Source organism: Nocardia sp. NPDC058658, from assembly GCF_042716665.1.
In the GTDB taxonomy this organism is placed as follows: Bacteria; Actinomycetota; Actinomycetes; order Mycobacteriales; family Mycobacteriaceae; genus Nocardia.
This window is the reverse complement of sequence record NZ_JBHXRR010000009.1, coordinates 142,468-164,840: the sequence shown is the minus strand read 5'-3', so window position 1 is coordinate 164,840 and position 22,373 is coordinate 142,468. Positions and strand designations below refer to the sequence as shown.

The 22,373-nt window shown below is 68.0% G+C and carries 22 protein-coding genes; 5 read left to right on the top strand and 17 right to left on the bottom strand.

All coding sequences use genetic code 11. From position 1 onward, the window contains the following. Window positions 1-27: 27 nt before the first annotated feature. From ACFWUP_RS16080 to ACFWUP_RS16070, 3 genes are all read right to left on the bottom strand, one after another. Window positions 28-1,059 carry a 2-aminoethylphosphonate ABC transporter substrate-binding protein gene (locus tag ACFWUP_RS16080; RefSeq protein ID WP_379234871.1) on the bottom strand — a complete coding sequence of 344 codons (1,032 nt, stop codon included), beginning with the start codon at window positions 1,057-1,059 and terminating at the stop codon, window positions 28-30. 134 nt (window positions 1,060-1,193) lie between these two features. Further along, a complete protein-coding gene (locus ACFWUP_RS16075) occupies window positions 1,194-1,880 on the bottom strand; it encodes a phosphonatase-like hydrolase (RefSeq protein WP_379234869.1) in 687 nt (228 codons plus the stop codon). A gap of 8 nt (window positions 1,881-1,888) precedes the next feature. Next, window positions 1,889-3,016 (bottom strand): TIGR03364 family FAD-dependent oxidoreductase, encoded by a 1,128-nt coding sequence (locus ACFWUP_RS16070; protein WP_379234867.1) that lies wholly within the window; start codon window positions 3,014-3,016, stop codon window positions 1,889-1,891. Between the two features lie 97 nt (window positions 3,017-3,113). Between ACFWUP_RS16070 and ACFWUP_RS16065 the strand changes: the two genes are divergently transcribed. Beyond that, window positions 3,114-3,836: a GntR family transcriptional regulator gene (locus ACFWUP_RS16065; RefSeq protein WP_379234865.1), complete on the top strand. Its 723-nt coding sequence runs from the start codon at window positions 3,114-3,116 to the stop codon at window positions 3,834-3,836. A gap of 3 nt (window positions 3,837-3,839) precedes the next feature. On the opposite strand, the gene ACFWUP_RS16060 is transcribed toward ACFWUP_RS16065, so the two are convergent. Further along, window positions 3,840-4,199, bottom strand: a complete 360-nt coding sequence (locus ACFWUP_RS16060) for a DUF4254 domain-containing protein (protein WP_101468584.1) — start codon at window positions 4,197-4,199, stop codon at window positions 3,840-3,842. A gap of 399 nt (window positions 4,200-4,598) precedes the next feature. Between ACFWUP_RS16060 and ACFWUP_RS16055 the strand changes: the two genes are divergently transcribed. Next, on the top strand, window positions 4,599-5,477 hold the full coding sequence (locus tag ACFWUP_RS16055; RefSeq protein ID WP_379234863.1) for a helix-turn-helix domain-containing protein: 879 nt from the start codon (window positions 4,599-4,601) through the stop codon (window positions 5,475-5,477). Here ACFWUP_RS16055 and ACFWUP_RS16050 read toward each other — a convergent pair. The 5 genes from ACFWUP_RS16050 to ACFWUP_RS16030 all read right to left on the bottom strand — a co-directional run bounded on the left by ACFWUP_RS16050 (window position 5,471) and on the right by ACFWUP_RS16030 (window position 10,277). Next, window positions 5,471-6,280 carry an ABC transporter permease gene (locus tag ACFWUP_RS16050; RefSeq protein WP_379234861.1) on the bottom strand — a complete coding sequence of 270 codons (810 nt, stop codon included), beginning with the start codon at window positions 6,278-6,280 and terminating at the stop codon, window positions 5,471-5,473. The two genes, ACFWUP_RS16055 and ACFWUP_RS16050, sit on opposite strands and share 7 nt — an antisense overlap. Then, on the bottom strand, window positions 6,277-7,149 hold the full coding sequence (locus ACFWUP_RS16045) for an ABC transporter permease (protein WP_379234859.1): 873 nt from the start codon (window positions 7,147-7,149) through the stop codon (window positions 6,277-6,279). The genes ACFWUP_RS16050 and ACFWUP_RS16045 overlap by 4 nt, the downstream gene beginning before the upstream one ends. After that, window positions 7,143-7,940, bottom strand: coding sequence for a thioesterase domain-containing protein (locus ACFWUP_RS16040; RefSeq protein WP_379234857.1), 798 nt, complete (start codon window positions 7,938-7,940; stop codon window positions 7,143-7,145). The genes ACFWUP_RS16045 and ACFWUP_RS16040 overlap by 7 nt, the downstream gene beginning before the upstream one ends. Before the next feature lie 304 nt (window positions 7,941-8,244). Next, window positions 8,245-8,688 carry a hypothetical protein gene (locus ACFWUP_RS16035; protein ID WP_379234855.1) on the bottom strand — a complete coding sequence of 148 codons (444 nt, stop codon included), beginning with the start codon at window positions 8,686-8,688 and terminating at the stop codon, window positions 8,245-8,247. Between the two features lie 245 nt (window positions 8,689-8,933). Then, window positions 8,934-10,277, bottom strand: coding sequence for a TIGR03118 family protein (locus ACFWUP_RS16030; RefSeq protein ID WP_379234854.1), 1,344 nt, complete (start codon window positions 10,275-10,277; stop codon window positions 8,934-8,936). Between the two features lie 117 nt (window positions 10,278-10,394). On the opposite strand from ACFWUP_RS16030, the gene ACFWUP_RS16025 reads away from it, so the two are divergent. Beyond that, window positions 10,395-10,892, top strand: a complete 498-nt coding sequence (locus ACFWUP_RS16025) for a peroxynitrite isomerase (protein WP_379234852.1) — start codon at window positions 10,395-10,397, stop codon at window positions 10,890-10,892. Window positions 10,893-11,154: 262 nt separating this feature from the next. Next, window positions 11,155-11,352 (top strand): hypothetical protein, encoded by a 198-nt coding sequence (locus ACFWUP_RS16020; RefSeq protein WP_379234850.1) that lies wholly within the window; start codon window positions 11,155-11,157, stop codon window positions 11,350-11,352. Here ACFWUP_RS16020 and ACFWUP_RS16015 read toward each other — a convergent pair. The 5 genes from ACFWUP_RS16015 to dxr form a co-directional block, all read right to left on the bottom strand. Next, window positions 11,346-13,136 carry a penicillin-binding transpeptidase domain-containing protein gene (locus ACFWUP_RS16015; RefSeq protein ID WP_379234848.1) on the bottom strand — a complete coding sequence of 597 codons (1,791 nt, stop codon included), beginning with the start codon at window positions 13,134-13,136 and terminating at the stop codon, window positions 11,346-11,348. The genes ACFWUP_RS16020 and ACFWUP_RS16015 overlap by 7 nt on opposite strands. 56 nt (window positions 13,137-13,192) lie before the next feature. After that, entirely contained in the window at window positions 13,193-14,047 is an 855-nt protein-coding gene (locus ACFWUP_RS16010) for a GNAT family N-acetyltransferase (protein WP_379235004.1), read from the bottom strand. 88 nt (window positions 14,048-14,135) lie between these two features. Then, a complete protein-coding gene (gene ispG / locus ACFWUP_RS16005; protein ID WP_379234846.1) occupies window positions 14,136-15,290 on the bottom strand; it encodes a flavodoxin-dependent (E)-4-hydroxy-3-methylbut-2-enyl-diphosphate synthase in 1,155 nt (384 codons plus the stop codon). Between the two features lie 223 nt (window positions 15,291-15,513). Then, on the bottom strand, window positions 15,514-16,704 hold the full coding sequence (locus ACFWUP_RS16000) for a M50 family metallopeptidase (protein ID WP_379234844.1): 1,191 nt from the start codon (window positions 16,702-16,704) through the stop codon (window positions 15,514-15,516). Between the two features lie 39 nt (window positions 16,705-16,743). Next, window positions 16,744-17,913, bottom strand: coding sequence for a 1-deoxy-D-xylulose-5-phosphate reductoisomerase (dxr, locus tag ACFWUP_RS15995; RefSeq protein WP_379234842.1), 1,170 nt, complete (start codon window positions 17,911-17,913; stop codon window positions 16,744-16,746). 95 nt (window positions 17,914-18,008) lie between these two features. On the opposite strand from dxr, the gene ACFWUP_RS15990 reads away from it, so the two are divergent. Next, on the top strand, window positions 18,009-18,278 hold the full coding sequence (locus ACFWUP_RS15990; protein WP_379234840.1) for a DUF2631 domain-containing protein: 270 nt from the start codon (window positions 18,009-18,011) through the stop codon (window positions 18,276-18,278). A 56-nt stretch (window positions 18,279-18,334) separates the two neighbouring features. On the opposite strand, the gene ACFWUP_RS15985 is transcribed toward ACFWUP_RS15990, so the two are convergent. The 3 genes from ACFWUP_RS15985 to ACFWUP_RS15975 all read right to left on the bottom strand — a co-directional run bounded on the left by ACFWUP_RS15985 (window position 18,335) and on the right by ACFWUP_RS15975 (window position 22,217). Further along, on the bottom strand, window positions 18,335-19,288 hold the full coding sequence (locus ACFWUP_RS15985; protein ID WP_379234838.1) for a LysR family transcriptional regulator: 954 nt from the start codon (window positions 19,286-19,288) through the stop codon (window positions 18,335-18,337). A gap of 35 nt (window positions 19,289-19,323) precedes the next feature. Next, window positions 19,324-20,460 (bottom strand): serine/threonine-protein kinase, encoded by a 1,137-nt coding sequence (locus ACFWUP_RS15980; protein ID WP_379234836.1) that lies wholly within the window; start codon window positions 20,458-20,460, stop codon window positions 19,324-19,326. Between the two features lie 95 nt (window positions 20,461-20,555). After that, a complete protein-coding gene (locus ACFWUP_RS15975; RefSeq protein WP_379234834.1) occupies window positions 20,556-22,217 on the bottom strand; it encodes a serine/threonine-protein kinase in 1,662 nt (553 codons plus the stop codon). Between the last annotated feature and the right edge of the window lie 156 nt (window positions 22,218-22,373).

Sequence of the window (22,373 nt, the reverse complement as noted above, 5' to 3'; positions counted from 1 at the left end):
GTCAACTCCCTTAGGTCACAGCCGCATTCAGCTGCCGGTTGCCTTCTGGTACGCCGCGACATCGGCGTCCAGCTCGGTCAGCACCTTGTTCCAGTCGACCGAAACGACGTCGACTCCGGTCATCGTGGCGGCCGGACCACCGTCGGACGGGGCGGGCACATCGGTGCGGGGCGACACGGCGAACGCGTCGGGGCCGAGCTTCGCCTGGGCGGCCGGGGCCATCAGGAAGCTCATCAGCTTGGTGGCGTCGTCCTTGTGCGGAGCACCCTTGGCCAGACCCATCATGTACGGGACTGCCACGGTGGAACGCTTGCCGTCGGCGGCGGGGAAGAAGACGTTGAACTTGGAGCCCTTCTCCTTGACCGTGGTCAGGTTCATCTGCACGTCACCGTTGGCGATGAGCAGCTCGCCCTTGTCGACCTTGGCCTGCAGCTTGCCGGTCGACGACGACGGGCCGACATTGTTGGCCTGCAGTGCGGCAAGGTAATCCAGCGCACCCTGCTTGCCGCGCAGCTGCTGCAGCAGCACCAGCACGGCGGTGCCGTCGCCGGCCTGGCCGGGGGTGGAGTACTGCAGCTTGCCCTTGTACTCCGGCTTCAGCAGGTCTTCCCAGGTCAGGGCCGAGGCGTCGACCGCGGGGTTGGCGATGAAGCACAGGAAGTTGTTCGCCATGGTCACGTAGGTGCCGTCGGCGTCCTTCGCCGCGGCGGGGATGGCGGCGGTGTCGATGCCGCTGGGCTGCAGCAGGCCCGACTGCTTGGCCTTCTGGATGAACGGCGGCAGGGTGACGACCACGTCGGCCTGCGGGTTGGACTGTTCCTTGTCGACGCGGTTCACGACCTCGCCGGAACCGGCCTCCACCAGGTTGACCGCGATGCCGGTTTCCTTGGTGAACGCGTCGAACTGGTTCTTGTACCAGCCACCGACACCGTCGGCGGAGTACACGGTGACGGTCTTGCCGCTCGCGGATTCGGTGCCGGTGCCACCACAGGCGCCGGTGAACGCGACCGCGGTGATACCGGCCAGCAGCAACGCGGCCTTGGTGAGTGAAGTACGCACGATTACAGCAACTTTCGTTCAGATGTCGGGGGAATCGCAGGGACGGGTGGATCGGAGGACGACGCCGCGGCGACTACCGCGACGGCAGGTTCAGTGGGGCCGAGTTCGAGGTCGAAGCACCGCGGCACCAGCTCTCAGCAGGCGAGTACCAGGGCAGGGAAATCGGCGACGGAGTCGACGACATGGGTAGCGCCCGCGGCGCGCAGCTGATCGGCGGTGTGCGCGCCGGTGAGGGCGCCCGCGACGATGCCCGCACCGGCGGCGAGGCCGGTGGCGATGTCGCTGGTGGTGTCACCGAGGACGGCGATCCGGTCGACGGCGTCGACGCCCAGGCGCAACGCGGCGGCCAGCACCATGTCGGGATAGGGACGGCCACGACCGGCATCCGACGGCGCCAGCGTGAGGTCGACGAGGTCGGCCCAGCCGAGAGCGGCGAGTAACTTGTCCTGGGTGCCGCGGCTGAATCCGGTTGTCAAGGCGACCCGGACACCGGCTTCGCGCAGCGCGGTGATCGCCTCGACGGCACCGGGGATCGGCGCGATATCGGCTTCGTCGATCAGTGCGTCGTAGGCGATTTCGAAGGCGCGGTTGGCGTGCTGGGCGGCCGCTTCGTCGCCGTTGAGCAGGGCGCGGAACACCTCGATCTTGGACTGGCCCATGGTGTCGACGACGTAGCGGCGAGCCTGTTCCCGGTGCGGGCCCTCGGTCTCGATGCCTGCGGCGGTGGCGGCGCTCTCGAAGGCGCGCAACACCAGTCCACCGTCGGCGACGGTGGTGCCTGCCATGTCGAGAGCGGCGAGCTGAATCTTGTTGTCCGACACGGTGTTCCTCACAGTCCGATCTGGTCGGCGGTTTGTTCGCCGATGGCGGGGCCCAGGGTCATACCGCGACCGCCGGGGCCGGTGACGACCCAGACGTTGGTATCGGCCCGGACCCGGGTGACGATGGCGCCGGGATCGACGCTCTGGCTGTAGACACCGGCCCAGCGCCGCACGATCGGCGGCAGCTTGCGGCCGAGCAGTTCCTCGGTCACCTCGGTGAGATGGTCGTAGGGCGCTTCGTCGACGTCGAAGGCGAACGGCTCGACGTATTCGTGGGTGTCGCCGATGGTCAGGCCGCCGTGCAGGCGCTGCACGCACAGCAGCTGCATCTTGTGCTCAGCGGCGGTGGCGGCCTGGGACTGCTCGGCGGCCAGCGAATCCACCTGCGGGCCTGCGAAACCCGGGTAGTAGCGGAAGCTGTCACCGTCGGCAATCGCGGTGGTGAGCGGTTCGCCCAGCGGGGCGGTCTGCATCATCTGCAGGCGCACGCGGCGCACCGGGAGGTCGGACACGAGCTCGCGGGTGAGGCCGGAGTGGGCGGCGCCGGGGCAGTGGATGACCAGGTCGGCTTCGTGGCGGCGACCGTGATCGTCGACGACGACCGCGCCGGTTCCGGTGTCGAGTACCGAGCGGGCCTCGGTGCTCTCGTGGAAGGTGTAGCGACCGGACGCGGCCATATGGGCGCGCAGCGCGGGCAGCGCCTGACGCGACTCCACCGCGGCGTCTGTCGAGCAGTGCAGGCCCGCAAGGTATTTGCCGCGCACGGCCGGGTTGATCGCGCGCACCTGGTCGGGGTCGAGCAGGGTGAATCCGCGGGCTTCGGCGGTGTCACCGGCGGCCGCGGCTTCGGCCACGGCGAGTTCGGCGGGGGTGCGCACAAGGGTGATCGAGCCTGCGGGCCGGAAGCCGACGCCGGCGACCCGGCCGCCGATCTCCTCCCACAGCTCGCGCGAACGCAGCGTCAGCTCGAGCTCGTTCGCCGAGCGGCCCGAAACCCAGACCAGACCGAAGTTGCGGACCGTCGCGCCGCGGGCTTCGCGTTCACGTTCGAGGTGGGTGACCTCGTGTCCACGGGCAATCGCGGCCCAGGCGTGTGCGGTGCCGAGGATCCCGCCACCGATGATGACCAATCGCATGGCACCGATAGTGGCAAATGGTCTAGACCGATAGGTGTGGGCCGCGAGAACGGCAAGTTAATTTTTGGTATAGACCAATCCGGGTAGGCTGGGCGACATGGATTCGCCGCAGACGACCCGCGTTCCGAAGGTGTTCTTGGTTCGCACCGAAATCGATCTGATCCTGACCGATCTCGCCGAGGGCGACCCGGTGCCCTCCGAACGCGACCTCGCCACCCGCTTCGGTGTCGCCCGCGAAACCGTGCGACAGGCACTACGAGAACTACTGGTGGAGGGCAGGATTCGGCGGCAGGGTCGTGGCACCGTCGTCTCCCGGCCCAAACTGACGCAGCCACTGTCACTGCGCTCCTACACCGAGGGTGCGATCAGTCTCGGTCGCACCCCCGGCCGCATCCTGGTCGCCTGGGAAGACATCGCCGCCGATGCCGCGACCGCCGCGGATCTCGAGGTGGAGGTGGGCACCGACGTGATGCACCTGGAGCGGGTACTGCTCGCCGACGGTGAACGTGTCGGACTGGAGAGCACCTACCTACCCCTGCACCGCTTCGCCGACCTGCGCGGCACCTATGACCCCACCACATCGCTGTACGCCGCGATCCGCGCGACCGGCGTCGAACTCGCCGGTGCGCGCGAACGCATCGAAACCGTACTCGCCGCCCCGCGCGAGGCGGGCCTGCTCGAATGCACCACCGCACTACCGATGTTGCTGCTGCACCGGCGCAGTGTCGACGCCGACGGCGCCCCCATCGAACGGGTGCGCTCGCTCTACCGCGGTGACCGCATCGCCTTCGAAGCGCGACTGTCACCGGAGCCGGTGTAGCCCTTACTGTTCGGGCAGCCTTCGCCGTCCACCGGCCACATCTGTGACCAGATCTGTGTAACCGTCCACAAGCTCGGCGAGGTGATACCAGTGCTTGTGCGTGTTGTCGCTTCGCGCACCGTCGATGTCGATGGCCTGGTTGGCATCCACCCAGCTACGCGCCATCCGGTCGACGACCGCACCGAGACTTTCGGTGTGCAGCGAGGCGCCGTTGCGATGCAACGGGATCTCCTGCACACACCAGTCGTTGATGTCGTCGACCAGTTCACTTCGACGGCAATCGATCTCGGCGATCAATGCCGTATCACGTACCTGCCCCCGCCGTTCGTGCAGTTCAGCGAGTGCGTGCGCTGATCGCAACAATTCGCGATCTTGAAAACGCCGCCCCTGAAATGCGCACAACAATTGCGGAGCGGTCGGAAGTACCCCCATCACCGGCGCGCTCATCGCAACGCCCCGAATTCACCCGACACCCAAGATTTGTCTACCAACATGATTGGCTCTCGATTCGGTTATCCCGGTCTTCTGTTCGGATTGTTCGCAACCAGGCTAACGCCGATCATGCTCGCTCAGAAGGCGAAACGCAAGATTGCGTTATCACTCCTGCAGTAAAGCCGCCCTGACAGAATCCCGGGTCACATCGGCAGTCTCGCACAGTCTTCCGGCGAGCCGCGCTGACGCGCCGAACACCATGACAGGCCCTATGTCGCAGTCTTCGCCGAACGCGTGACAGAGTGGCCTTGCAGCGCAATAATGCGATTCATGGCAGGCAAGCGTACGACCCTGACCGTCCGGCTCCGCAGGCTCGCGGCCATGCTTCGTGAGTTGCGTGAAAGCGCCGGGCTGAGCAAGGAAGACGTCAGCGCCCGAACCGGTATCAACGTCACCACGCTGTACCGGATCGAAATGGCTCAGGCGCGTCCGCAGCGTCGCACTCTCGGCGCCATGCTCGATCTGTATCAGGTCGATGACAAAATGCGCGAGGAAGCACTCAGCTTGCTGACCGACGCGCTGAAACCCGGCATGTCGCGCCCTTACGAGGGCGCGGTGTCGGAGGTGTACGCCAATTACATCAACTTCGAAGCGGAAGCATTGTCGGCACGGCAATACCAGACCTCGACGGTGCCCGGCCTGCTGCAGACCTTCGAATACGCCGCCGCCGTGATCGACACCTCGATGCCGCGGCTGGACGCCTCGGTGATGGAGAGCCGGGCGCAGGCGCGCATGGATCGCGCCATCAACCTGACCAAGGAAGACCCACTGGAACTGTGGGTGGTGATGGACGAGGCGGCGATCCGCCGTGTAGTCGGCGGACCCGCGACGATGGCGGGCCAGCTCGACCGGCTGCTCGACGAGACCAAGCGCAAGAACGTGATCCTGCAGGTACTTCCGTTCGACGCGGGCGCGCACCCCGGCATGGCAGGCTCGTTCACACTGCTCGACTTCCGCAATCCGGTGGATCCCGAACTGGTGTACGTGGAGAGTATGTCGGTGCACGACCTGGTCGAGGGGCACTCCGAGATCCGTCGGTTCGGCGTGATCTTCGATCAGCTGCGGGCGATGGCGTTGAGCCCGCGCGATTCGGCGAAACTGATCACCGAGGCACGCGACGCGATCACCCGGTCCGCGCCCGCTCAGTAGCGGCTGGCACGGCGGAAGCCGATCGCCGCGGGTAGCGCGAAGACCGCGACCGCGCCGAGCGACCAGGCCAGCGTGGCGAGCAAGGGTCCGCGCACGGGACCGCCGAGCGAGAGTCCGCGCATGGTGTCGATGGCGTGGGTGAGCGGGTTGTGTTCCACGATCGGGCGGGCCCACGCCGGGTAGGCGATGAGCGGCACGAAACCGGTGCTGAAGAACATCATCATCGATGACGCCAGCGAAACGACCTCTACCAGTGTGGCTTTCGCGGTGTAGACGGCCAGCGCGGTGACCATGGTCGCGAAGCCGACGCCGTACAGCACCGGAATCGCGAACAGCGCGATCGCGGCCGGGACCCCCTGGGTGAAGCGGAAACCCAGGGCGACGCCGACGGCGAAGATCACCAAGGTGCACAGCAGGATTCGCACGCTTTCGGCCAGCACGCGCGAGAGCAGGCCCGATGCGCGGTGGACCGGCAGCACCCAGAATCGGGACAGCAGTCCTTCGTCTCGCTCGCGACCAAGGGTGACGGCGCCGGCCAGGGAACCCGACATCACGCCGACCAGCGAGACCATCGGGACCGAACCGTAGAGGGCGTCGGCGCCCGCGAAGGACGAGACCTGTTTGCCCAGTACGGCATTCAGCATCACCAGCAGGAGGGCAGGGAAGAGCAGTGCCTGCATCACTGTCAGCGGGTCCCTTGCCCAGCGGGTCAGGAGCCGTCTGGTTTGGATCATGGTCTGCGGCAGCAGCATTCGCAGGGACTCGGTGTCGCGGGTGACCTGCGGCAGGGCGATGGTCGTCATGCGGCCCGCCGTGCGGCGTGGCGCCAGGACAGCCCGCCACAGACCACCAGGATGCCGAGTACCCAGGCCAGGCCCGGTCCCAGGGTGGCGATGTCGACTGCGCCCGCGTTGCCGGTGGAGTCGCCCGCCAGTGCGCGCAAGCCGTCGACGAACTGGGAGACGGGCTGGTTGCGCACGAAAACCTGGATCCAGCTGGGGAATTGGTTCGCGGGGGCGAATCCGGTGGAGACCATGCCGAAGATCAGCTGGGGTAGGACCAGGATCTGGGTGGTGGCCTCGGGGCTGGCCGACATGCTGCCGAGGAGATCGGCACCGCAGCACAGGGCGGTCGCGATCAGCAGGGCGAAGGCGAGGAAACCCGCTGTGTGCCAGCAGCTTCCGTAGAAGCGGAAGCCGATGACGGTGCCGCAGACGAGCGCGGCGCCGACCGCGATCACCGCGCGGTGGGCGGCCACGGTGATCCTGGCCGCGAACGGGACCCCGCGGGGCATGGGCAGGGTGGCGAAGCGGACGTCGAGGCCGTCGCGGGCGTCGGTGGCGGCGCGGAACGCGGCGGCGATGGCGCAGAACGCGACCGCCTGCATGACGATCATCGGCATCAGGAACTGGGCATAGCTGCTCAGGCCGTGGCCGTAGACGGTCATCACGAGGTTGAGGGGTACATAGAAGCCGATGGTGAACACGGCGGGGGCGAGCAGGGCGGTGAGGATCTCGCCGGTGCGCCAGGCCGGGCGGATCAGGCGTTGCGAGAGCACCCACCACTGCGTGAGCGCCACCGTCGGGGCGCGGTCGGTGCCGGGCTCGTCGGTGGTGTGCACGTGCCCATCGTGGTCGATGGGTGGTGTGGCGCCGGGGAACTCGGTCAGCATGTCGCGGGCGGGGTGGTCGCGAGGATTCGGGCGATCTCGGGGAGGAGGTCGGGGGTGGTGAGTTCGTCGGGGGTCGCGTCGATGACGTAGCCGGTGACAGGGCCCTCGACGTACGGGCGCCAATTGCGCACCGTGGCAGCGGGGTCGAGGCGGTCGGTGCCGTCGGGTTCGCGGCCTGCGATGCACACGGTGAGGTCGCCGGGGAGCCAGGCGGGGCGGTGGCCGGTCACCATGTGTGCGGCCATGGCGCTCAGGTCGGCGAGGGGGCCGAGGTCGCTGCCGAGGTCGGCGCCGAGCAATCGGGCGAATCCGTCAACGGACAGCGGCGCGGGTGTGGGTGCGGCGGGGTCGGTGGCGAGGAGGACGATGCGGACGTGTTCGCCTGCCTCACGGAGTCGCACAGCGATCTCGTGGGCGACGAGACCGCCTGCGGACCAGCCGAGTAGCTGGTAAGGGCCGTGGGGGGCGATGCGGCGGATCTCGGTGAGGTAGCGGGTGGCGTATTCGCGGATCGTGCGCGGTTCGGGACTCGCCTGCAGGCCGTAGATCGGGACGCGGGGGTCGAGGTGGGTGACGAGGCTCGCGTAGTTCCAGGCCAGGACCGCTTCGCCGGCCAGGCAGAACAGGGGGTCGCCGTCGACATAGGTGCTGCGCGGGCGGATCGGCAGCACGATGTCGGATGCCGTGGACGCGGCGCGCTCGTCGTCGGACTCGACCGGACAGACATCGGGCCGGTCTGGCGTCCACCCGCACGTGGACGGCGGGTCGGCCAGGTCATCGCGAGTGCGCACAACAAAGGATACGTCGTACGAAACTCCCAGCAGCCCAACACTTTCGGGGGCACCAGCAGCCAAGCGACCTCGCATCCGAATCTCCTTCGCCGACCCGACAACAGGTGTTGTAGTCCACTGTCGCGCAGGTCAGCCGTGCCCCCAACCAACCCCGGGGCCCGGACACGCCCACCCAGGTGGCGAGAAAACCACCCAAGGGTTTCGAGCGGCACCCGCACCGTGGGCGATCCGAGTCCACACACGGTTCGCACACCATGTGAGGTGTGGATTCCGTCGGTGCTGGCCGTAAAGGTGCGTGCTGCCGTCAATAGGTGTGCGCAGGGAGGCTGCGTACACCTGACCACAGGTCGTCGATCAGGCGTTCGTAGGTGTCGGCGAGGTCGTCGAGGCGGATCCACTCGTCGTAGAAGACCGATTCGGGGGCGTCTGCCAGGGCGACAAAGGTTTGGGAGCAGTGTCGGGCGAGGCGGTCGACCAGGCCGCCGAGGGTTTCGCAGTGTTCGTCGGCCGCGGCGGGCGGCACGGGAGCGGCGAGGATGACCCAGCGGTCGATCGCGCGCATCAGCTGGGCGCGACGGCGGTCGATCCGCTCGGACTCGCTCAGCGGCGTTCGCTCGCGCAACTGGTGCAGCACCGCCAACTCGCCCGCGGCGTCGAGGATGGGGTGGTCATCATGCGGCAAACCGCGGAAGGCCGCGAGGAGAACGTCGCGGCCGGGCAGCATCGCCTCTCGTGCCGAATGCCGCATGTCACCGCTCCCCCGCCGAGCCGCCGACGTCAACGCGCGAAACCTGCATCTGGCACACCTCCGGCTCGGGCACGACACCCCGGTGGAGGTGCCATCGCGTGCGGACGGAACGGCCCCGAACCCGCGCAGATCGCGCCCAACCGGCAACCATTCCGCCACCACTGTCCCTCACAATGCCCTCAGCGGAAGCGGTTTCTCCCCGGACACTCGAATTGTCCGGTACGCCTACCTTGTCCGCCTCCTACTTACTGCACGCGCAGGCTGCCGAAGAGGCCGTCTTTTTCGTCCTCCGGGCCTGCCGTGAAGTACAGGGCGTTCGTGTCGCCAAGGCTTTCGCCGTTGCCGAACATCAAGGCCCACAGACCCTCGATCTCGACCGGCTTCGACTCACCGTCGCGCAGGTAGTCGACGAAGGTGCCGGTGGTGTCGTCGTAGGCGAGGACGCGGCCGAGGCCGCCGAAGTTGCCGATCAGCAGCTTGCCCGAGAGCGCGCCGAAGTTCGACGGCGCGATCGCCACACCCCACGGCGCGTTGAGCCTGCCGCCGTCGTCGATGATGCGCACCAGCTTGCCTGCGGCGTCGAACTCGGCGACCTTGCCCCGGTCCGGCTTGCCGTCCGAAGCCTTGTCCTGGTCGGCGTCGAGCGAGGCCTCTTCGCCCTTGTCGAAGGCCTTCGGGTCCTTCTCGTCGGGTGCGGTGACGGCGTAGGAGACGAACACCCGGCTGCCGAGGGTGGTGATGTTGAACGGTGCCGGGTCGCCGGGCTTTGCCTTCTTGCCCTTCTCCGGCGAGGACGGGTCGATCACCTCGCCGGTGGCGAACGGGTTGGCGAAACCGGTGGTGGCGACCGGCTGCCAGTTCTTGTCGAACGTGCGCACCTGCGGGTCGGTGCCGAAATCGGCGGCGAGCAGCTTGTCGCCCGAGGGTGACAGCGCGATGCCGAAGAAGGCCATGCCCTGCGCGGAGCCGTCGAACACCTGGTTCGCGCCGCCGTCGCGGCGCACGATCGCGCCGTCGGGAGCCTGCTCGGTCCAGGCCGAGATCTTGCCCGAATCGGTGGCGAAGATGAAGCGCGCGGAACCGCCGAGCGGGATCGGCATGCCGTCCACATCGACCCACTGGTCGCGCACCACGAACAGATCCGAGGTGATCGGCGCCGGGTTGAACACCACGCCGGTGGCCTTGCCGATGCTCTTGTCGGAGGTGTCGGCGTCGGCGCCGGGGATGCCGACGAGCTTGAGCTGGTCCTGGGTCAGCTTCTGCAGCTTGGGGTCCGACGACTCCTGCACATCACCGAGGAACTGGAACGACTTGCCGCCCGCGCCGACCCAGAAGTGCCCGCCCGCACCCTTCGGCCGATCGGCCAGACCCCAGGCATTGACCATGCCGGGCAGCGTGAACTGGGCGTGATAGGAGTCCTTGTCGGCGGCCAGATTGGTCTGGCTGTAGCGGTTGCCGTCCAGCGCGGCGGGCTCGGTCGATGGCTCGGTGTTCGAGCACGCCGCGGCGAGCAACACTGCCGCGCCGAGTACCGCACCGCGCACCAGCCCGGACCGCGCCCCGCGGGCACCCCTCACATGTCCGTTCACGTTCTGTAGTCCTTTCGACCTTCCGCCGGACGGCGTTCAGGCGAGGCTGACCTTATCGTGGCTGCTGCGACGGTGTGCCGTGACCGCCACCGGAACCACCGGACTACGCTGTCGGCCGTGGTCGAACCCTCCCCCAACATCGCCCCGCATCCCGACATCGCCGCTCTGGCACCGCTACTCGGTACCTGGCGCGGACGGGGGCACGGCGAATACCCGACCATCGAATCCTTCGACTACGTCGAGGAGATCACCTTCGGGCACCTCGGTCGGCCGTTCCTCACCTACAAGCAGCGGACCAAGGCCGGCTCCGACGGTCGGCCGCTGCACGCGGAGACCGGTTACCTGCGCAGCCCGGCGCCCGGCCGGGTCGAACTGATCCTCGCCCACCCGACCGGAATCACCGAGATCTGCGAAGGCACGATCACCGAAACGGTCGACGGAATTCGGCTGGAATTCAACTCGACGAATATCGGTCTGAGCGAATCGGCTAAGCCGGTTACCGCGGTGAGCCGATCGTTCCATGTCACCGGCGACGTGATCGAGTACACGCTGCGGATGGCCGCTGTCGGCGAATCTTTGCAGCATCATCTCGCCGCAACTCTGCAACGCGGCTGAGTCACGTGTAATTCGGTAATTTACCCGAACATTGCCTCTGATCAGCGCATTTGCGCGAGCAAAACCGGTAGTTCACCTTTTCATCACGGTGCGGTAGCGGTTGTGTTCGAACACGCCCGCACATAGGGCAACAATTGTGTGTCGCTTGCTGCCGTCGCCTGTCGCCGTAGTAACTGCCGTTCTACGGTTGTGCATCAGCTAATCCTCGGCCAATCGTTAGACCCCGCCAACACGTCGAAACCCTGAATGAGGGAGACGAAATATGAGGCGTTCCACTCTGATCTTGACCACTGCGGGGATGATTCTCGGCGGCGCGGCCGCCATCGACATCCTCGACGGCGCGGCCATGGGGGCCGCACCCGAGCCGGTAGTCAACTACAACGTGCTGCACGACACGGCGTCCTCCCACACCGAGAGCACCTCGCTCGCGGTGGTGCGCGGTCTGCTGGCGACTCAGTAGCCTGCGGGTAGGGCGGCGAACATATCCCGGGTGGTGGCGACCGCGTTGTCGGAGCTGCCACCCTTCACCAGCAAGGTCGCGAACGCGATATCCCCGCGATAGCCGACGAACCACGAGTGCGATCCACCGTCGACCTCGGCTTCCCCGGTCTTGCCGTACACCTCGCCCTGGTCCCTGATGCGTTCGGCCGTACCGCCGGTGACCACCATGCGCATCATCGACCGCAGCCCCTCGACCACCTCCGGCGCGATCGCCGGTCGCTCGCCGGTGATCTCGGTGGGCCTGCCCGCGATCAAGTACGGCACCGGCGCGGCACCGTGGGCGACCGTCGCGGCCATCACCGCCATCCCGAACGGGCTCACCACCACACGTCCCTGTCCGATGCCGTCTTCGGCGCGCTGAACGAGGCCCTCGGCTTTCGGCACCGAGCCGGACATGGTCGGTAGACCTTCGACCTTGTAGTCCTGGCCGATGCCGAGACGCGCCGCCGCCCGGGTGAGCGCGTCGGGTTCGAGCTTGCTGGCCAGTCGCGCGAAGGTGGTGTTGCACGAGCGTTCGTAGGCGGTGGCCATCGGCACCTCACCGACGGAGAACATGTTGTAGTTCGGGATGGTGCGTTCGCCGATGATGGTGCTGCTCGGACAGGCGAGCACGGTGTCGGGCGTGGCCAGCCCGGACGCCATCGCCGCCGACGCCGTGACCGTTTTGAAGATCGAGCCCGGCGGGTACTGACCGCTGGTGGCCACCGGGCCGTCGCGGTCGGCGAACTTGTTCTGGGCCACCGCGAGAATCGCACCGGTGGACGGGCGGATCACCACCATCATCGCCTGCTCGGTGCGCAGGTCGACGGCGTGCTGGGCGGAATTCTGGACGAACCGGTCGATGCTCAGCGCGAACGACGGCGCGGGCTCAGCCGCCACCTCGTGCAGCACGGCGAGATCGGCGCCGTCGGCATTGCGGGTGACCACACTCCAGCCCGCCTTGCCGTCGACCTCGGCGATCACCGTCTTGCGGACCTGGGTGAGCAGGTCGGGCGCGAATTTGCGGTCGGTGGGCACCATGTCCCACTCCTGGGTCAGGGTCACCCCGGGCAGGCCGATCAGTTCGCCGCCGATGGTTTCGGCCTCGTATTCGTTGAGCAGGATCACGGTGTGCGCACCCTCGGTCTTGCGGGCGGCGGTGAGGATCGACTGCGGGGTGTAGGCGACCGGGTCGATGCGGCTCAGCGCACCGGCGAGCGCACCGGCGACCCGGGTGGGGTCGGGGGCGTCGGCCACGGTGAATTTCACCCGCGAGACTTTGCCGGGGACGAGTACGTCGCTGCCCGCCGACTCGTTCACCCTGGCGCGCGGGGCGGGGCGGGTGCGCAGTTCCATGCTCTGGGTGTCGCCGAGTTCGGGGTGGATGTCGGCGGAGTTCCAGCGGACCAGCCAGCGGCCGTCGCTGCGGCCCATCTGCAATTCGCCGGAGTAGGTCCACTGGCGCCCCTTGGGCAGGGTCCACTCGTAGGTGTAGTCGACGGTGGCGGTGTCGCCGTTCACGCGCGCGTCGCCGGTGCGGATCGACAGCTTCTCCGCCTGCAACGCCTCCCACGTCGAAGTCAGTGCCGCCGTTGCCTTCTCGGGCGCGGTGGTGAGCGCTGCCGCCGCGGCCAGATCGTGGTCGGCGAACGCGGTGGCGAAGGCGTCGGCGGCGGGCACCGGGCCTTGGGCACCGGAAGAACAGGCGGTCGCCGCGACGGCGAGGGCGGCCACCGCGCATGTGGTGAGCATCCGTGTCCTCATCGGGACCGATGGTAGCGGCGAAGGGCCCGCTGACCTCGGCGCCACGCGCCAAAGATTCAGTCCACCAGGACAGTTGCGAAGGTAGCGATCTGGCGGAAGCCGACTCGGCTGTACGCGCGGCGGGCGATGCTGTTGTAGTCGTTGACGTAGAGGCTGGCCGTACGGCCCGTTGCCACAACGGCATTGGCGACCGATGCGGTACCCGCGGTGCCGACGCCCGCGCCCCGGTGCTCGGGATGTACCCAGACGCCCTGGATCTGGCCGGTGCGGCGCGACAGTGCCCCGATCTCGGCTTTGAAGATGACCTCGCCGTCTTCGAAACGTGCCCAGGCCCTGCCGGATTCGATGAGACTCTTGATCCGCCGCCGGTAGCCGCGGCCGCCGTCGCCGGTGCGCGGATCGATGCCGACCTCTTCGATGAACATGGCGATCGCGGCGCTCAGGTACCGGTCGATCTCGTCGGGCCGGACCCGGCGCACTCCCCCGTCGGCGCGCGCGGCGGCCGGTTGGGCAAGTGCGAGCAGGGGTTGGTCGGCGCGTAACTCCCTGGCCGGACCCCAGGTGGGGAGCAGCATCTCCCACAGCGGGAGGGCGAGTTCCTGCCTGCCGACCACCGAGGAACACACCCGTGGCCAGCGGCCTGCCCGGTCGGCGAACGCGCGTAATGCCTGCTGGTCACCGCGTAACGGCACCAGGTTCGCGCCGGAGAAACACAGGGAGTCGGCCGGTCCGCCACGGCTCCACAGCTCACCGACACCGGTGCGCGCGTCGAGCCCGAATTCCTGTACGCGGGCGGCGATCATGCACGAGGCGACCGGGTCGGCGTCGAGGACGCGCAGCACTTCACCGAGATCTCGCACGGCCACCGGACGCGCGGGAGCGGTCTTCGACCGTCGCGTCGGCTCCAGCAGACTCCGCACGGCACCAGCCTGCCACGAAAGCACGCCGAACGGTACGGGTCCGCCGAATCCGACGCCGGACCGTGAGTGGGAGGTTGGTTCAGCTGACGGTGACGACGGGTTCGCCGCCGGGCTGCTCGCCCATTTCCTCGGCGATGCGCATGGCCTCTTCGATCAGGGTCTCCACGATCATGTGCTCGGGCACGGTCTTGATGACCTCGCCCTTGACGAAGATCTGGCCCTTGCCGTTGCCGGAGGCGACACCGAGGTCGGCTTCGCGGGCCTCGCCCGGACCGTTCACGACGCAGCCCATGACGGCGACGCGCAGCGGCACTTCCAGACCGTCCAGACCTGCGGCGACGGCGTCGGCGAGGGTGTACACGTCCACCTGAGCGCGGCCGCACGACGGGCAGGACACGATCTCGAGCTTGCGCGGGCGCAGGTTCAGCGACTGCAGGATCTGGCCGCCGACCTTGATCTCCTCGGCGGGCGGGGCCGAGAGCGAGACGCGGATCGTGTCGCCGATGCCCTCGCTGAGCAGCGCGCCGAAGGCCACCGCGGACTTGATCGTGCCCTGGAACGCCGGGCCCGCCTCGGTGACACCGAGGTGCAGCGGGTAGTCGCTCTGCGCGGCGAGCTGGCGGTAGGCCTCGACCATGATCACCGGGTCGTTGTGCTTGACCGAGATCTTGATGTCGCCGAAGCCGTGCTCTTCGAACAGGCTCGCCTCCCACAGCGCGGACTCCACCAGCGCCTCGGGAGTGGCCTTGCCGTACTTCTCCAGCATTCGCTTGTCCAGCGATCCGGCATTCACGCCGATGCGAATCGGGATGCCCGCGGCACCGGCGGCCTTGGCGACCTCGCCGACGCGGCCGTCGAATTCCTTGATGTTGCCCGGGTTCACGCGCACCGCGGCGCAGCCCGCGTCGATCGCGGCGAAGATGTAGCGCGGCTGGAAGTGGATGTCGGCGATCACCGGGATCTGCGACTTCTTCGCGATCGTGGCGAGCGCGTCGGCGTCTTCCTGACGCGGACAGGCCACCCGCACGATGTCGCAGCCCGAGGCGGTGAGCTCGGCGATCTGCTGCAGGGTGGCGTTGATGTCGTGGGTCTTGGTGGTGGTCATCGACTGCACCGAGATGGGCGAATCGCTACCGACACCGACATTGCCGACCATGAGCTGGCGGGTCTTGCGCCGGGGTGCGAGAACAGCAGCGGGGGCGGCGGGCATCCCCAATCCGATGGTGCTGGTCACGGTCGGCTGCCTTCTTTCGTACGGTTCGCGGAATGACCGGGCTTGTTGTTGCCGAGCTTAGTCGCGCAGGGTGACCAGGCGCCCTGTGAGGGGCACTACAGTGGAAACTTCGCAGTTTTCGGCCGCCCCGGATCCGAGGGGCGAGACGGAACGCCGCAGGCGCAGTATCGCCCCTCGGATTCGGGGTTACGAGGCCGAAAACCCGCGGCGCCAGCCGCCGAGATTACCGCAGGGTGATCGGGTTGACGATGTCGGCGGCCAAGGTGAGCAGCATGAACGCGCCACCGATCACTACCGCCACATACGTCAGCGGCAGGAGCTTGAGGTAATCCACCGGGCCGGCAGGGGCCTTGCCGAGCCAGCCGCGGATCATGTTGCGGGCCTTCTCGTAGAGCACGACGGCGATGTGACCGCCGTCCAGGGGCAGCAACGGCAGCAGGTTGAACGCGCCGAGGAAGAAGTTCAGGCTGGCCAGGATCAGGATGAACATGCCCCACAGGCCACGCTCGGCGGTCTCGCCACCGAGGCGGCTGGCACCGTAGACGCTGACCGGGGTCTCCGGGTCGCGCTCACCGCCGGTGACGGCTTCCCACAGCGCCGACACCTTTTGCGGCATCTTGGCCAGGGACTTCACCGTCTCGATGAAGAAGTCGCCGGTGAACACCACGGTGGCCGGGATCGCGGCGAGGACGCCGTACTGCTGCGGCGGGACGAAACCGGGTCCGACGCCGACCACACTGACCTCGCGGCCCGGTCCCTCCTTGGGATAGCGCAGCATCCGCTCGGGCGTGACCGTCACCGTGCTGGTCTGGCCCGCCCGCTCGATCGTGTAGGTGAAGGTGCCGGTCTGGTTCTGCGTCTCGGCCTGGAACTCGTCCCAGTCGCTGACCGGGACGCCGTTCACCGCCGTCACTACGTCGCCGGAGCGCAGGCCCGCTCGCTGAGCCGGGCCGTCGCCCGAGCACTCCTGCACGGTCAGGTCCGGATTCTGCACACCAACGCAGCCCATGCCGCCGATGACCGCTGGTTGCTTCAGCTGCGGCAGACCCCAACCGACGGCCAGGATCACCAGCAGGATGAACCCGAGCAGGAAGTTCATCGCGATACCGCCGAACATCACCACCAGGCGCTTCCAGGTCGCCTGGCGATACATCGCCCGGTCGACTTCCTCGGGCTCGAGCTCGTCGAGCGCCGTCATGCCCGCGATATCGCAGAAACCGCCGAGCGGCAGCGCCTTGAGCCCGTACTCGGTCTCACCGCGACGGACCGAGAACACCTTCGGCCCGAAGCCGATGAAGTAGCGGCGCACCTTCATGCCGGTGGCCTGCGCGGCCCACATGTGCCCGCACTCGTGCAGCGCGATCGAGATCGTGATACCAAGGGCGAACAGAGCGAACCCCAGCGCGAAAACCATGTTCTCCCTGCCGTGTTTGTTGGCGGCCGAACGAGCGAGTCAGGACGCGATGATCTTCGCGGCATACTCCCGTGCCCAGCGGTCGGCCGCTAGGACGTCGTCCAGGGTATCGGGTTCGGCGTGCCACCGGTCGGCGGCCTCTACCGCACGGGTGACGGTGCGCACAATCGTGGGGAAAGTGATCTTGCCGTCGAGGAAGGCTTGGACGGCGACCTCGTTGGCGGCGTTGTAGACCGCGGTGACGCTGCCGCCCGCTTCACCTGCCTGCCTGGCCAGGCGGACGGCGGGGAATACCTCGTCGTCGACCGGTTCGAAGGTCCAGGTGGCGGCGGTGCCGAAGTCGCAGGCGGTGGCCGCGCCGGGGATGCGGTCGGGCCAGCCGAGGGCCAATGCGATGGGGAGTTTCATGTCGGGCGGGCTGGCCTGGGCGAGGGTCGAGCCGTCGGTGAAGGTGACCATCGAGTGGACGATCGACTGCGGGTGGACGGTGACGTCGATGCGGTCGTAGGGCACGCCGAAGAGCAGGTGGGTTTCGATCAGCTCGAGGCCCTTGTTGACCAGCGAGGCCGAGTTCAGGGTGTTCATCGGGCCCATCGACCAGGTCGGGTGGGTTTTGGCCTCGGCGGGGTTCACGGACTCGAGCATCTCGGTGGTCCAGCCGCGGAAGGGGCCGCCCGAGGCGGTGAGCACGAGGCGGTCCACCTCGTCGGCGCGACCGCCGCGCAGGCACTGGGCCAGCGCGGAGTGCTCGGAGTCGACGGGCACGATCTGACCGGGCGCGGCCGCGCGCGTCACCAGGGAACCGCCCGCCACCAGGGATTCCTTGTTCGCCAGCGCCAGTCGGGTGCCTGCCTGCAGGGTCGCCAGGGTGGGCTCGAGGCCGAGCGAACCGACAAGGGCATTGAGGACAACATCGGCTTCGGTTCGACGGACCAACTCGGTGGCCGCTTCCGGCCCGCCGAGTTCGAGATCGAGCGCCTGCGCGGCGGCGGGATCGGCGACGGCGACATTGCGGGTACCGGTGGCGGCCATCTGCGCGGCGAGCAGGGCGGGATTACCGCCGCGCGCCGCGAGGCCGACCACCTCGAAACGGTCGGGGTTGGCGGCGATCACCTCGAGCGCCTGGGTACCGATCGAACCGGTACTGCCAAGAAGCAGCACCTTCACCCGGTCGGTGGACGGGGAACTGTCGTTTGCGGGGTGGGACACGGGCCCATTGTGGCAGGGCTGCTGGCTACGACGGACGGTCGTATGCCACGATATGCTCACTCGCCCAACCAGAACTCGAGCCCTTAGGAGCGATCGTGGCAGCCACGGACCTCGACAAAGCCAGCACCGAGCGTGCCGTCGCCACCAGCGTCGACCCCGCCGAGGTGCCCTCGGCAGCATGGGGCTGGAGCGGTGAGTCGCGCAAGACCTTCCGCATCGCGGGATGGTTCGTCGTCCTGGCACTGCTCGGCATGACCATCGGCAACCACCAGGGTCACGTCGAGGACCTGTTCCTCATCGGCCTCGCCGGTCTGATGGCGGTCATCCTGATCGTCGACTCGCTCACCCGGCGGATGCCGAAGTAGTTTTTCGAACGTCCACGCCTGCGGCAATCACTGTGTGCCGCAGGCGTTTTCGTGTGTCAGCGGCCGCGTCGGGCAGGTTTGCGGCCGCGTGCGACCGGCTTCTTCGGCGCGGGCTTCTTGGCTGCGGGCTTCTTCGCCGCCGGTTTACGCGCGGGTGCCTTTTCCGGTTCCGCCACCCCGCCGCGTGAGCTGTTGGCCGAGCGGCCGCGCACGATACCGACGAACTCCTCGAGCAGATCGGTGTCGGTCCCCGCGGGCCAGGCCAGGGCGATCTCGGTGAACTCGGTGTCGAGGATCGGACGGTAGACCAGGTCGCGACGGTGGTGCAGGCGGGCAATCGACTGCGGCATGATCGCCGCGCCACCGACAGCGGCGACCATGGCGAGAATGTCGACGGCCTGATCGAGATCGGCGGTGTCCTGGATCGTTTCGTCGGCCAGATCCGCGGGGCTGATCGCGTCGAGCAGTGACAGCGCGTCGTCTTTCTGGACCACCGCGACCGGTGTCTCCTGCCACAGCGGGATCGCGTTCGTCGCGCTCCGGTCGATGGGCAGTCGCACGAAGCACACGTCGACCCGGCCCTCGCGCAGCGCCGACTCCTGCTCCCCCTGCGCCACACCGACGACCTCGAGCGGGTGGTCGGGCAGTCGATCGCCCCAGATCCGCGCCCACTTCGACACCGTCACCCCCGGCACGAAGCCCACGCGCAGGCTCGCGGGCGCGTCGGGCTTCTGCTCCCGCTCGGCCTGCTCCTGCGCCCGGATCAGATCCCTGGCACGGACGAGCAGGGCGGTGCCGTCATCGGAGAGCTGGGTGGGCGAGGCGCCGGGAACGAAAACGCGAGTGCCGAGTTCTTCCTCCAACTCGATCACGGTGGCGCTCAATGCCTGGCGCGGAATCCGCAGGGCCTTGGCGGCGCGCGCGAAATGCAGCTCCTCGGCGACGGCGACGAAACGACGCAACCGGTCGAGGTCGATGGTGTCGGCGGCGGTGACGTCGAAGTCGCTCATTCTGACCAGAATATGGCACTTGCCGGACGGGTCGGTCAGAGGTTGGCCAGCAACGCGATCATTCCGGCGACCACGATCGCCACGATCACCATCACCGCGTAGATGCCGAGCGCCGACCCCCAGCCGCCGCGTTGCGGGGGCGGAGCCGGGATCGGGGCCGGTTGCTGCCAGTACTGCGGCTGCGGCGCGTACTGCGGTTGCGGCATCCGCGGTGGCATCGGCACCGGGTTGTACGGCGGGATGGGCGTGGCCGCCGAACTCACCGGACGCATCGGCGACATGCCGACGAACGGCTGCGCGTGCGCGCCCGAGGTAGGTCTGGCCAGCGGGCGGGCACCCGTGGTTCCGGTGCGCACCGCCCGCTGAGCGGCCTCAACGAACTCTTCGCACGAGCTGAACCGGTCGGCGGGTCGCTTGGCGAGCGCGCGGGCCATCACGGCGTCGAGCACCGGCGGCAGACCGGCGCGGCGCGGGCTCACCGGCGGCGGGGGCGACTGCAGGTGCCCGGTGATGACGGCGGCCGGGCTGGTCGATTCGTACGGTGCGCGGCCGGTCAGCAGGGTGAACAGTGTGCAGGCCAGGGAGTACTGGTCGGCGCGGTGATCCAGCGCGGCACCGGTGAGCTGCTCGGGCGCGGCATAGGCGAGCGTGGCGGTGAACGAGCCGGTCTCGGTCAGGTGACCCGAATCGTCGCGCAGCCGGGCGATCCCGAAGTCGGTGAGATACACCCGCTCCTGACTGCTGGAACGCGCCAGCAGGATATTGGCGGGCTTCACATCGCGGTGCAACACACCCGCGCGGTGCGCGTAGTCGAGCGCGGCGGCGGTCTCACCGATGATCTGCAGGGCGCGGTCCGGCGGCAGGTTGTGCGGATCCAGCGAGGAGGCGTCGATCCCGTCGATGTACTGCATGCTGATCCACAGCTGATCGCCCTCGACCCCGCGATCGAACACGGTCACGATATTGGGGTGATCGAGCTGGGCCACCAGATCGGCTTCCCGCTCGAACCTGGCCCGGATCTCCTTGTCGGAGAACAACTCCCGATTCAGCAGCTTCAGCGCGGTCCACCGGGGCAGGCGTGGATGCCTGGCCAGATACACCGAGCCCATTCCGCCCTGACCCAGCTGCCGGTCGATCGTGTAGCCGGCGAACACCGTCCCGTCAGAAACCATCTCTCTGACCCCCGAATCTCGCTCGTCGTCCGACCGCTGGACCCTACCAAACGAGGGAGCCTCGAATCAGTGCCGGACATCGCCTCAGAGCGGGCTCAGTTCAGATCGAAGCGGTCGATCTCGGCGAGAAGAGCGGGCATGTCGGCTTCCAACTTGGTGAAAGGCGATCCACGATGGAACACCAGGACCCACCGTTCTCGCGCCTTATCACTGAAGGTCGACACCACGGCCGACCCGTAGTAATTGTCGACGGCCCCCTGTACGAGCTGGCGGTCGGTGCGCGATCCGGTCGACGTTTCGCCGTTCTCGATGGACTCGTTCCGAAAGCGACTCACCGCCTCGGCAGCGTCCGCTGCGGTCGCGAAGGCGTGCACCGAATAGTCGGTATCGCTGAGTTCCGGACCGGTGCACGCCCATTTCGCGCCTGATTTCTGGAACGCCATCTCCCACCCGAGCTCACCCCGGGTCGTCGTGTTGACGTATGCGCTACATGTGCGGCCACCGAAACCGACGACTTGGATGTATGGATTCCCGAGCTCGAGACCGCTGACCTCCCCCGACGGCAACAGCTGCGGGAAGGCCTCCGACAGCGCCGCGATGTCCTTGTGGGCCCGCGTCCGATTCAGAATTTCCGCAACGAACGTGCTCTCGTCCCGCCAGCCCCAGTACCCCACGCCTATGACGACGGCCAGCACCACCAGCAGTACCGCAGGAGCAATGCCTCGCGAAGTCCGTCTTCCCCGAACGGGAACGGACCGCACGGCATTTCCGGCGGGGCGTGGGCTTCCCTGGGACGGCTGCCACACCGGCGCTCCGACGGGCCCCTGCGGCAAGCGCGGCTGCGGCACACTGCGGGGCCGCGCGGGCATGTACGGATTCGCCTGCTGGAACTGCGGCATCGATTGCGCCGCGAAGACGGTCGGCTGTGCGCCGGTTCCGCTCAAAGCCCTTCGTGCGGCGGCGGCGAATTCCGCGCAGGAGTCGAAGCGGTCGGCGGCGCGTTTGGACAGAGCTCGGGCGAGGACGGCGTCGAGGGCTGCGGGGAGATCCGGTCGGCGGGTGCGCAGTGACGGTGGTGGCGATTGGAGGTGGCCTTGGATGACCTGCACGGGGTTGGTCGCTTCGAACGGGGCTGCGCCGGTCAGGAGCGAATACAGGGTGCAGGCCAGGGAGTACTGGTCGACGCGGTGGTCGAGGTGGGCGCCAGTGAGTTGTTCGGGGGCGGCGTAGGCCAGAGTCGCGGTGAACGAGCCCGTCTGGGTGAGGTGGTGGACGTCGTCGCGGGGGCGGGCGATGCCGAAGTCGGTGAGCAGGACGCGTTCTCTGCCGTCGGTGTCGGCGAGCAGGATGTTGGCGGGCTTCACGTCGCGGTGCAGGACGCCGTTGCGGTGGGCGTGGTCGAGGGCTGCCGCGGTGGCCTCGATGATGTGCAGGGCGCTGTCGGCGGGGACGGGGTGTTCGATGGTGGCCGCGTCGACGCCGTCGACGAACTGCATGCTGATCCAGAGGCGACCGTCGTCGACGCCACGGTCGTACACCGTGACGATGTTCGGGTGCTCGAGTTGCGCGGCGAGGTCGGCCTCCCGTTCGAACCTGGCCCGAATCTCGTTGTCGGCGAACAGCTCCGGGTTCAGCAGCTTGAGCGCGGTCTGCCGTGGGAGGCGCGGATGCCTGGCCAGATACACCGACCCCATCCCGCCACGGCCGAGCTGACGCTCGATCGCGTACCCGGCGAAGACTTCACCCGTGGTCAGCATGGTCCCCCGTTGTCCGGTCGAATCGGTCCCCGGCCGACTACGAAGACCGACCCCGACCAACCTAACGCCTACCGACGACGGCAGCGCGAATGGCCCGGCGCCGGCATGCACGACCGGTTGCGCTCGCCGTGCATGCCGGCGAAGGCCACCGTGTTC